Origin of the sequence: Chryseobacterium sp. VD8 (genome assembly GCF_037149975.1) — a bacterium.
Classification (GTDB): domain Bacteria; phylum Bacteroidota; class Bacteroidia; order Flavobacteriales; family Weeksellaceae; genus Chryseobacterium; species Chryseobacterium indicum.
Genome location: NZ_JBBCQL010000142.1, coordinates 1 through 11,709, shown reverse-complemented (window position 1 = coordinate 11,709; position 11,709 = coordinate 1). Strand labels below are relative to the sequence as shown.

11 protein-coding genes are annotated in these 11,709 nt (G+C 35.9%); 1 reads left to right on the top strand and 10 read right to left on the bottom strand.

Annotation, left to right across the window (positions count from 1 at the left end; genetic code table 11):
* The 10 genes from WFK35_RS14965 to WFK35_RS14920 form a co-directional block, all read right to left on the bottom strand.
* Window positions 1–303 (bottom strand): GxxExxY protein (locus WFK35_RS14965; RefSeq protein ID WP_336733264.1); only part of this gene is annotated, 303 nt, incomplete at its 3' end.
* 115 nt (window positions 304–418) lie between these two features.
* Window positions 419–1,687 (bottom strand): ABC transporter permease, encoded by a 1,269-nt coding sequence (locus WFK35_RS14960; protein ID WP_336733262.1) that lies wholly within the window; start codon window positions 1,685–1,687, stop codon window positions 419–421.
* Entirely contained in the window at window positions 1,674–2,429 is a 756-nt protein-coding gene (locus tag WFK35_RS14955) for an ABC transporter ATP-binding protein (protein WP_214587512.1), read from the bottom strand. Before WFK35_RS14955 ends, WFK35_RS14960 begins: the two co-directional genes overlap by 14 nt.
* Before the next feature lies 1 nt (window position 2,430).
* A complete protein-coding gene (locus WFK35_RS14950) occupies window positions 2,431–3,426 on the bottom strand; it encodes a BtrH N-terminal domain-containing protein (RefSeq protein ID WP_336733261.1) in 996 nt (331 codons plus the stop codon).
* 107 nt (window positions 3,427–3,533) lie between these two features.
* Window positions 3,534–3,935 (bottom strand): hypothetical protein, encoded by a 402-nt coding sequence (locus WFK35_RS14945; protein WP_336733259.1) that lies wholly within the window; start codon window positions 3,933–3,935, stop codon window positions 3,534–3,536.
* Between the two features lie 3 nt (window positions 3,936–3,938).
* Window positions 3,939–4,382: an ABC transporter permease gene (locus tag WFK35_RS14940; RefSeq protein ID WP_336733256.1), complete on the bottom strand. Its 444-nt coding sequence runs from the start codon at window positions 4,380–4,382 to the stop codon at window positions 3,939–3,941.
* Between the two features lie 69 nt (window positions 4,383–4,451).
* The gene (locus tag WFK35_RS14935) at window positions 4,452–4,883 is read right to left on the bottom strand and encodes a hypothetical protein (RefSeq protein ID WP_336733254.1); all 432 of its coding nucleotides are present in this window, start codon (window positions 4,881–4,883) and stop codon (window positions 4,452–4,454) included.
* Window positions 4,883–6,022 (bottom strand): beta-ketoacyl-ACP synthase III, encoded by a 1,140-nt coding sequence (locus tag WFK35_RS14930; protein WP_076396318.1) that lies wholly within the window; start codon window positions 6,020–6,022, stop codon window positions 4,883–4,885. Before WFK35_RS14930 ends, WFK35_RS14935 begins: the two co-directional genes overlap by 1 nt.
* Before the next feature lies 1 nt (window position 6,023).
* Entirely contained in the window at window positions 6,024–6,938 is a 915-nt protein-coding gene (locus WFK35_RS14925) for a dialkylrecorsinol condensing enzyme DarA (protein WP_336733251.1), read from the bottom strand.
* A gap of 42 nt (window positions 6,939–6,980) precedes the next feature.
* Complete coding sequence (locus WFK35_RS14920; protein WP_336733249.1) at window positions 6,981–10,634, bottom strand: MMPL family transporter; 3,654 nt, start codon at window positions 10,632–10,634, stop codon at window positions 6,981–6,983.
* Window positions 10,635–10,825: 191 nt separating this feature from the next.
* Between WFK35_RS14920 and WFK35_RS14915 the strand changes: the two genes are divergently transcribed.
* Window positions 10,826–11,709, top strand: an 884-nt coding sequence (locus WFK35_RS14915) for a hypothetical protein (RefSeq protein ID WP_336733247.1), incomplete at its 3' end; no start/stop codon positions are given.

The following is an 11,709-nucleotide window of genomic DNA, read 5'->3' as shown; positions in this document are numbered from 1 at the left end:
ACAATTGCTTAATTTTAAATACGTTAAAACTTGAGCAATATGAATTTCATTTAATGATTCTACGGATTTTATTTCAACAACAACTTTTCTCTCAACCAATAAATCAATCCTATAGCCAATGTCAAGTATTATGTCATCATAAATTAATGGCATTGGTTTCTGTTTTTCTATCAGTAATCCGGATTTCTGTAACTCATAGTACAGACATTCTTCGTATGCGCTTTCTAAAAGTCCGGCTCCAAGTTGGCGATGAACTTTTAATCCTGCATCAAAGATAACTTTTGAAACTTCATTTTCATTCATATCATTTTGTGTTTTATAATTATTTTTACCACAAAGGTCACAATAGTTTCCACAAGGGACATAAAATAAATGCTTGAGCTCTTTGTGAAAAACTTTGAGCTCTTAGTGGTTAGTTTCAAACAGCATTCTGTTTTCTTTCGTAGAATAATGAAATTGCGACCATTGCTATATAAAATAAAAATAAGAATATGATTTCTTTCGCAATTCCTCCAATTCCGCTGTTTCTTAAAATAATATCATAATAAGCATTTAATCCCCAGTTCATAGGAGAGAATTTGGCGATGGTCTGCATAAATTCAGGCATTAAAAATACGGGAACCCAGATTCCACCGACTGCTGCTAAAACCACCACCGAAGTCGCACCAAACGGAGCCGACTGCTCCTGCGTATTGGCTACTGTTCCTAAAAGTACACCAAATCCGATGGCTGCCAAACCTGCAAAAATGGTCACGACAATAAGCGGAAACATTTTTCCGGTAACATCAAATTGTGGAAGATCCATGTAAGGGAAAAGATAAATTCCCACAGCAACCATCAGTAAAAACTGGATCACACAAATGATGAGATACGTAAATGTTTTTCCTAAAATATGAACGAAATAAGGGGTCGGGCTGATTCTCGCTCTTACGCTTGTTCCCTGACTTTTTTCTTTCACAAGGTTAATAGACAAAGGAACGACAATGAAAAATATCGCAAACAGCGCCCAAGCCGGAACATTATGCTGAACGGAATTCGGCATGATGTCTGTTTTTCCTTTTTTCGGAGTGATTTCTTTAAAGCTGATTAAATTTTTAGTTTTTCCGAGATCTTCCGTAGTTCCCAACTGATCCTGAAAGGCTTTGTAAATTTTTTTGTTCTCAATTTCAAAAACCATTTTGTTCACAGCAGTCATCACATTGTTTTTGAACCCGATGTTAGTAGCCGGATCAAAATACAGATGAATATCATCAGATTTAACGGGACTTTCCTTCACAGATGGCGAGTCATTTTCAAGCCCAAACGAACTGACTATTGCCTGAACTTTAGATTCTACATTGGAATTGATGTTCTTCGTTAAATTTTTCGGAATAACAATCGCCATCTGATAATCTCCTCCGAAAACCGCTTTTTCAGCAGATTTTTCCGTAAAATTGGTAAGAAGTTCGAAGGTTTTACCATTTTCGAATTCTTTTTTGATGTTTTGTGAAATCTCAGATTTGTCGTTATCAATAAAAATAATCGGAATTTTTGTGCCTTCCAGATTTTTAAAGGTAGAATCCTGAATTAAAGTAATGGTAATAATCAACAGCAAAGGCATCACAAAAATGATGACAATTCCTCCGATATCTCTTTTCAGCAAAAGAATTTCCTTAATGAAACTCCGCCACAATTTATACAACAACATCTCGTAATTCTTTTCCGGTTAATGATATAAAAACGTCTTCTAAATTTTCTGCATTGGAAACCTTACTGATTAATTCTTCAGGCGTTCCCACAGCGTGGATTTTCCCATGATCGATGATGGCAATTTTGGTACAGAATTCTTCCGCTTCCGAAAGGTGATGGGAAGTGTAGATAATGCACGTTCCTTTTTTATTTAAATCCAAAAGATAATCGATAATCGCTTTTTTAGACTGAACATCCACACCAACGGTCGGTTCATCCAGAAATAAAACTTTCGGGTTATGAAGGGTTCCTGCAATCAGATTACAGCGGCGTTTCATTCCTCCGGAAAACTGTTCCACTTTTTTGTCTGCAAATTTCGACAAACCCATGATTTCCAAAGATTCAGTGATCGAATTCTTTAAATTTTTATGACTCAATCCGTAAAGACTTCCGAAAAACATTAAATTTTCTCTTGCCGTTAAAGTCGGGTACAAAGCATACTCTTGTGGAACAATCCCAATGATTTGTCTCAGTCTGAAACCGTTCTTCTGAGGCGAAAGTCCATCAATTGTAAAATGTCCGGAAGTCGGTTTTATCAATCCGGAAAGCATGGAAATCAATGTTGTCTTTCCTGCGCCGTTGGGTCCGAGAATTCCGTAGATTTCGTTTTTGGCAATACTCAGCGAAATATTATTTACAGAAAAGTCTTCTGCATTTTTATATTTTTTGTAGAGATTTTTGATTTCTATGAAATGTTCCACGTTATATTGCTTTTCTCAGTTTTTTATAAAAAGCTTCTTCCAGATCGGCAATGTGAAGCATAGATTTTGATAATTGGTTGTAAATATCGCTTTTGGAGTTCCTGTTTTTGTACACTCTTGCAATATCTACCGCGAAGTCTCTCCACAGATCACCAATTGCCGTAATTTCTTTAGAAAGTTCTCTTAATTCATCATTTTTAAGAATAACGGCTGCTTCCTGTAGAAATGCACCGTAAATAAACCTGAATCCGCCGCCGCCGGTTCCGATTTCTTCCTGCATTCTGATCAGTTGTCCCAGATAATGATTGGTGGTTTTCGAACCTTTTTTGGCTGCCCATTTCGGAATGCTTCTTGCGACCCATCTCATGGCTTTTACCCCGATAATAGGAACCGGAGCCAGCATATTTTTACAGGTATCTTTGATTCCTTTTTTGATGGCTTCTTCCAGATTTACATGATCCGGAATGTGAGTAGGGTAGTACATATGACCTTTCGGCGGAAGTGCTCCTTTTGCGTATCTCACTTTTTCCAGCTCGGCTTCAGTAAGGGTTGTGGTGTAATCCATCACAGGATCGCTGATCAGGAATTTTCCGTCTTCTTTTCCGTAAACCACGAGATTGTGAGCATTAAAATGGAATTTATATTCTTCGGGAAAATAAGTAAGGTTAAAAACACCCACCTGCAAACCTGTCGGAATATTATTGTTGAGGTTTCTTTCCAAAGCTTTTTGTGCTTCGGCAGGATTGGAAAATTTTTCTCTTTTGATCTTAATTCCCAGTCTTTTTGCGGCTTTGCTGAAAATGGCTCCCGGCATTGGACGATAGCTGAAACCCGGAGCAAAATTAACTTTCAGGAAAGGTAAATACACAAAAAATAATCCGGAACCGATTCCGAAGATCATAGGCTCGCTGAGCTTCAATCCTTTATTCAATAATAAATTGGAGGCAACACCGTTTTCGCAATGGGCAGTCTGGTGATGTTCAAAATTAAGTTCCATTAGTCTCTTCTCTTTTTATCGCGGGAAATACTTGGTTTTCATATTGTAGAGGCTCTTTCTTCGTCAGAATGACAAGCGAAGCAGCTCTCTACTTTTAAACTAATTATTTAACCCTTGAAGTTTTTTAGTTCATCCACTGAAATACCGAAAGCATCGGCATATTTTTTCAGTATGGAATCGCTTAGTGTTTTAAATATTTTTGGTTTTCCGTGTCTTTTCACGCGCCACTGCCACATTCCAACATAGGCAGCAAGAACCTGCATATCCATTTTATTCAGCTCCATGAAATAGACAATCGGGCTTGCTGTATTGTTAGCAACATTTTGTCTTGCTTCTTCAATTCTTTCATTAATTAAAGCCAAAGATTCGTCCAAAGCAGCTTTTTTAGCTTCCCAGCCGGTGCTGTTTGCGGTCGTGTAGTTGTTGTTTTCATCTGTAACATACAAAACCTCAGTCATATTGGCTGACTTTAAGTTGCTTTCGTCTTGTGGAAGGTCTTGTTTTTTCATTGCTTAATTTTTTACTTCCTGAATAAAAAGATTAATTTCCGCTCTTATCAGCAGTTCATCATCATTGAATGTCTCACAAAAAATCTGACAGATATTTTCAAACTGCGAAACCAATGAGGCTTTTGAAATGATTTTGTTGCCGACTTTGGGCAAAGTAAATATTTCAATTTTTTTTATGTTGGTAATGAAGCCAATTACTTTTGTTTCTGTTTCAGGATTTTCAAAAAAGCTCTGTCCTAAAATTGAGGAGCAGGTTTGTGCTGCATTTTCTATGAGTCCTGCTTCAACGAATACATTATCGTGAACAAAAATATTTTCTTCTTTTATTTCAAAGGAAGTAATCACTTTTTCTTTTGTCAATTCCAGAATATAATCTGTCATCAGCATCGGTTCGCGATGCGGGAGAAAGTTGTGGATATTGATGATATTTTCTTCCTTAATTTTCATTGAAATTTCTATTTTGTTTTACCAGACCTCATAGGTTTCAAAAACCTATGAGGTCTATCTAAATATACATTACATTACAACCGTTTTCATTTGAGATTTTGCAATAACCTCATCGTTCAGCTTTGTTACAATATCTACTAAAGTTACGCCCATCATTTCATTGATAATAGAAACTTCTGACGTGAGTTTTTGTCCCAGTTCCGGCAATCGTAATGCTTCAAAGGTTTTAATGGCTCCGATATATCCTGTAGGAGCTTCTTTTCCTAAGAGGTAAAATTTATAGCCGGTGTGTAAAGCCACACTCTGCGCCTGATGTTCTATCAAACCTGAAGCCTGAAAAATGCCGTTCTGAACAAAAATATTGTCTTCTTTAATTTCAAAACCTGAAATCAGGTGGCTTTCTGAATATTCTAAAATACTGTTGACCATCACAAAAGGAAATCGCTGCGGAATTAAGCTTTCCACAAAGTCCTGATCGGAGGTTGGTAGTCTGTTTTCCATTAGCAAACCGTTAGCAAAGCACAGGAATAAGCAAATCTTCCGCTTTCAGGAACACAAAGCAATACTTTTTCTCCTTTTTTCAGCTTTCCTGAATTCATTATTTCTTCCAAAGCTACAAAAATAGAACCTGCACCGATGTTTCCGATATCTGAAAGGTTGTAGAACCATTTTTCCCAAGGGAAATCCAAACCTACGTTGGCAAATTCTTCTTTAAGACCTTCTTTGAAGTATCCTGAAGAAATATGTGCCAAAACATGATCAACGGTTTCCGGATCAAGCTGATGTTTGTCGAAAGATGATCTTAAACTTTCGGCACCTTTTACCAGAATATATTTATCTAAAATTTTTGTGTCCTGTTTTAATGCAAAAATAGACTGTTTAAGCCATTCGTCGGACGGATAATCTGCCCATGATTTCAGGCTTCCGTCTTCCTGTTTTTCGCATCCTGCATACATACAGGCTTCGATCTCGTGTGCGTAAGAATAGAAATCAATCCATTCTACTTTAAGATTCGTAGCGTTTTCCCTTGGTTTGTTTTCAAGTAAAAAAGCGCCTGCTCCGTCGGAAAGCATCCATCTTAAAAATTCTCTTTTGAAAGCAATGATGGGTCTTTCTTCCAGCAAAACCAGATTTTCTGCTTCATGGTTGAATTTATCCGCCGTCATCCATGCAGACATTCTCTCGGAACCGGCACAGACTGCCTGATCCTGAACTCCTGCTTTTACAGAAAGAAACCCGTAATTCAGGGCATTCATTCCCGAGTTACAAAGTCCTGTTGCGGTATTTATTTCAATAGATTTCCCGATGTTCAGTTCGCCGTGTACCATGGATGCGTGGGAAGGCTGGATCTGATCCGGAGAAGTTGTTCCCACGGATAATAATTTCATGTCTTCCTTTTTGAAATTTTCGTCAAAAAGTCCTTCAATTGCTTTGGCTGTGATCTGAGCATTGGTATGTGTAGGATTTCCTTCTTTATCTAAAGCATAATATCTTGTCGTAATTTTATTATTTCTTAAGATCAGAGCTTTTGCTTTAGATTTTGCACCGTTTATATAACCAAGATACGTTTCCATTTCATCATTAGAAACCGGTTCATTGGGTAGGTATTTTGATGCTTTTGTTATAAATACGTCGTACATTCTATTTTATATTAATTCCTTGTAAATATTCTCTTTGTTTCTTTCTTTTAAACCAGAAAACAGGTGTTGTTAATAAGTGTAAAACCAATACGATAGGAGAAATAATCCATATCGCAGCCATCAAATATACCTTAAAGAATTTAATAAGCAATGGTCGTTTTTCTTTTTTCTTCATGATGAGGTTTGACCAGATGGTGAAAATTTTGTTTCCCACTTTTTCCACTCTTACCAGAAAAGCGCGGATTTCCACGGCTCCGTTTTTCACAAGATCAGGCTGTAAAGTATCAAGATCATTTCTGCTGACATGTTTTTCAATAATTTCCCCGTATTTTACAGCACCTTTTATTTCTTCATCCGAAACTCCGGCGGAAGGAAGAATTCCCGATTTTTCTTTTTTTCCGGTAGTCAGCCAGCGGAGAATGGTGAGAACACTGGTATAATTATCGTGTCGGTCTACCAGAGCGATATTTCCTACTAATTTCGCATTCATATTTTTTAAATATCCCTTCAGCTTTTCCTGAGAATACATCCACATATTTCTCGTTGCCGAAACGGTAACAACCGGAGTGTCTTTCAGGATGTTTTCTGCAAAACCACTTTTCAGGAATGAAATGATCGGGATTGACGGTGTTAAATACCAAACCTGATAACCAAAGATAATCAAATCAAACTTTTTGCTGACCACTTCTTCCGGCGGCGGCAGAATTTCACTCGGGATCTGCAGGTAAGATTCCGGGAAAGTATTGAAAAATACATCATTCGGCCACGGAAAAGGAAAGTCTTTTTTCAGCTTAATATTGTAGTACGTAACATTATACTCATCCTTTTTGGCTTCAAAAGGTAGGGCAATGTTTTTTACAATATCGGTAAGCTGTCCGGTTTGTGAATAATATATAACGAGTATCTCTTTTTGCATGGGTTATCCTTATCGTTTACAAAAATATGCTTTTCATATTTATTATTCAGAACGAAATACTTTTAAAGCTTCAGAACTGAATTTCAGTGTATAATTATTATTTTCCGGTAACGTATTTTTCACATTCAGGAAAATAACAGTTTCCGGGAGTTCTGCTAAAGTATCTGTTTTGAAACTTTCGTCCGAAACCAGAAGAACGTCAATCTTTTTATCAATTTCTGTGCTGTTTTTTATGTATCTAATTTTTCTTTTTTTAACCAAATAAATCTGTTCGGCAATTTCTCTTTTTTCTTCATCTTTCATTAAACTGAAGATTTTTCGGCTCGCCTGCTGAAGTGTAAGTAAAACGTCTTTCTGTCCGAAATCATCTGCAATATGCAGGATGTTTGCATCTTTCGGAATATATTTATTCAGTTCAAAATAAACCGATTTATTTTTGTTAAAATCTTCTTTTACTTCATTTACCACTTCATTATCTTTATATAGATAGCTCAGGAAGAGTTTTTTCTTAAAATAATTTTCGTCTTCCAGCTCATTTCTGAATTTCGCAAACTGCTCCCTGAAAAAAGCGTTGATCTTTTTCGTTCTTTCTGAATAATTTTTCCCGAAGCGTTCGTCATTTTTATCAATTCTGTCGCCCACTTTTACGGTAATTGAACCGTCATAAATAATAAAATCTCCTTTTGGCTGCACTTCAGAATTTCCGTGAATATAAACCGGAACCACATCCAGCCCGAATTCTTCTGCGATATAAAAAGCTCCTTTGTGAAATCTTTTGATATCATTGGTATAAGACCGTTCTGCTTCCGGAAAAACAACCAGAGAATAACCCTGATCTACTTTTTCTCTCAGCTTTTCCATTCCGTTTTCAATACCCTGAGAAACGGGATAAAATCCTAACGCTCTTACCATCTTTCCGAAAATAGGAGAGTTGTACACCCAGTCATTCACCAGATAAATGATTTTATGCGTTGTCATGGCTAAAGCCAATGTATCCAGAAATGAAGTGTGATTGGCGATAATGACTGCAGGTGTGCTGAAATCTTCATTCGGGTTTTTAATGAGCTTTTTCTTTACAAATGGATTCGTATAAAGAACAGAAGTTAAAAATTTCGCTAAAATTAATTTAATAAAGTTTAATGTTTTGCCTTTCGATCGTTTTACAAAGAGGCTTCCGATGGCAGAAAAAAGCAATCCGCCCAATCCGTAATACAGAAAAGACAATACTGCATTGAAAAATAATCTGAAGGTTACCGGCGAAAGTCCTTTTTTAGCCCTGTTCGTAATCAGCAAACGGAACCAGAACGGATATAAGGTTGAGGTGATGATGATGACGGAGAACATCCCGATTAAAGCTACCAAAGCTAATGAATGCAAAGCAGGATGTTTGGCGAAAATTAATGAACCGATGGATAAAATGGTTGTGAAAACCGCCAGGATAATGGAGGTTCTGTACGTTGGAAGTTCGTTTTTTCCTGTCGTATGCTCTTTCTGCATTGCCTGTGTAAGGAAAATACTGAAATCGTCGCCGACTCCAAAAACCAGAGTACAGACAACGGTGCTGAAAATATTCAGTTCCAGATCTAAAAAGTAAAGAATTCCCGCTGTAACCACTCCTGTTAAAACAATCGGGAACATCGTGAGAACCGTTAATTCAAAATTACGGAAGAACACAATGATGGTTAAAATAATCGCTAAAAGGGAATAATTGATTAACGTGTTAAAATCATTTTTCAGCAAGCCCAGAAAGTTTTCGTTCATTTGCTGACGGTCGATTGCCAAAGCATCATGCTTTTTTTCAACGTCTTTAATGAAGGCATCTCTTTTCTTTTCGTCTACTTTTACGACATTGGAAATTGTGTAAAAATTGTTTTCCTGACTCAGAAATTCAGAAATCTGAAGGGCTTTTACTTTTTCGTAATCTTTTAAAGTTAACGTAGAGTAGTTTTTATTTAAATTTTCATTGAACTGATCAAAGGCGGAACTGTTAAACCCGAATTGATTTCCGTTTTTAATTAATTCAGAAACCGTTTCATTCTTTTTATTGTCATTCCAGAATTTTTTCCAGTTTTCAATTCTTTTTTGCTGGTCTTTTTCAGAAATAACCACATTCCCAAGGGAATTATAGCTTAAAATTTTACTTTCTTTTTTTTCTTTTTCTAAAAACTGGCTCAGCTCAGAATTTCTGGATAAAGCCTGTTCTTCGGAATCGCCGTAAGAAATCGTGTAGATGGATTTTGAAGTAATATCGGAAAGTTTCTCCAGTTTCGCTTCGCTTATTTTTAAATCTTTCGGAATATAATTCAGATCGCCGATGTCTTCATTAAAACCTACTTTTCTGAATCCGAAAAGACACGCAATAATAATAACCGAACAGATAATAATTAAAGGTTTGTTTTTTTCGTACGGATACGAACCGATTTTGTCGATAAAGTTTGTATTGACTGCTTTTTCTTTTTTCTTCGGATGGTACAGTTGCGGAATGATAATTAAAGCCGTAACGGAAGATAAAATAACCGTTATCGCGGCGAAAAGTCCCAGATCTTTCAACGCTTCCGAACGTACAAAAACAAGGCATAAAAAAGAAACCGCCGTTGTTGCGCTGCTTAAAACAATAGGCTGGGTAATTTCTTTGTAAAGCTCTTCAATATTGTTGTTATGCTTGTAATGCGTCAGAATGTGAAGGGCGTAATCAATGGTGATTCCTATCAAAATGGCTCCCACGCTCAGAGAAATTGCTGAAATTTTATCTTTAACAAAGTACAAAATCAAAAGAGCGAGTAAAACCGAGAAAACCGTGGGAAGAAATACAATAATCGGCGTAAAAACATTCCTGAAATAATAGATAAGAATCAAAAGAAGAACCGTCATTGAAATAATAACCGTATTCTGAATGTCTTTTTTGATCTGTTGTGCATTCGCAACCGCAATGACAGGCGAACCAAAATAGCTGATTTCTGTTTTTCCTCCGTATTTTGTGTTGAGGTTTTCTTTGATGGTATTTAATTGATTAACAAATGCTTCGTTGTTTTTGGTGTCGTTGCTTTTGTTTTTGGGATCAATGAAAAGCAGCAGGTTTTTCCCGTCTTTGGTAACGATGTAATTGTCTTCCAGCTTAAAATCTTTGCTGATGTTTAAAGCGTTGAGTTTTTTAATTCCCAGAAAAGTAATTCCCAGCGGATCTTTTTTAATGAATTCTTTGGTAACAAGGCTCGTTGGCGAAACCAGAGAAACGTAGTTGTTTTCTACCTGTTTGGCAATGCTGTCTTTCTGAAGTTTTCTCTCAATTTCTTTATAATCGTTTTCATTCAGAAATAATGGTAGATTCTGATTGACGAAATCAAAGGTTTCTGAAATTTCACTGTCATTTACTTTTCCCTGAACCGAACCGATGTATTTTTCCAGAGGTTCAATTTGGTGCAAAAAGGCATCGGCAGTCTCCGAAAGCTGAAAATTTTCTTCTTTGGATCTGTTTTCGATAATCACGATGATCTTGTCTGAAAAATTAAGCTGTTTCAGAACTTTTGCGGTAAGATCAGATTTTTCATTTTTAGGAATAATCTGATTGATGTCTTCCTCAAAATTGATTTTTGAAGCGAAAAAGAGACACAAAACGGCAATTCCGACCGATAAAAATACGGACAGAAGTTTGTTTTTAGAGATCAGATAATATAAAAATATGAAAAAACGATGCATTACATTATAAAAATCAGGTTTGCAAATTTAAATTTTTCGGGGGGAGTTCAAAATTTTTTATCACAAGTTTTATCTGAAAATCAATAAAATATTTAGTAAAAATGAAAAAAAAATATACTTTTGCAAAAGTTCCCAATTGATGAAGCGTGTTTTAAAACAAAAATTGACTAAGTCTGAACTTAGGTTTTGATATGTTTAAACTATTTGATGAAAAAATAAACGGATTTTTATTTATTATAATCTTTCCTTTCCTTCTCTTTTTCATGTCCTATTACGGATTTGAGACTTCTTACGTTGTAGGAATTAAGTCTTGGGAAAAAGCTCCGGATTTTATGTTTTCGTCGGTCTATGCATATCGTGTAATCCCGAATTACCTGAGTGTTCATGTTACAGAAGCCATAACTTCCATTGTAAATAATGATCTTCCTTTTGCAAAAAGTTTTCTTTTGAAGCAGGGTTCGCTGTTTTATCACAGTACATTTTTAATTAATGTTTTCTTTTTTCTACTGACTTCATTTGTTCTGCATAAAATTCTTGAATTGAAGCCCGTAGAAATTCTTTCAAACCAAAAAATCAGAAGAATGGTTCATCTTATTGCGGTATTTTTTATCGTTATTCTTCAATATGTTCCGACCAATTGCGACTGTATCGCGATCTTTTTTTATGTTTTTGGGATGTTTTTAACGTTAAAATATTTACAACATAAAAAACCTGCGGATTTATTGGGATTAAGTATTGTGATATTTATTTCAACTTTCGTGCGGGAAACTGCCTGTCTTAATATCGCTTTCTTTGCAGCGGTTTTTATTGATTTTGAGAATCTGAAGAACAGGAATTTCACTTTCATAAAAGAAACTTTTTTGCTGGTGATTGCGTTTGTGCTTCCATATATTGCTTTGAGGCTGGTAATTCCGCAGAAAGCTTCTTTTGTGGAGGGAATTTATTTAATTAAAAATTTCACAAGTCCTTATAATCTTACAGGACTTTTATTTGGAGTCTTAGGAGTCTATTTCAGTTACAGTTTTTCTGATGAGACCGGAAAGATGATGATGAAAAAATATTTGTTTTTTGCGCT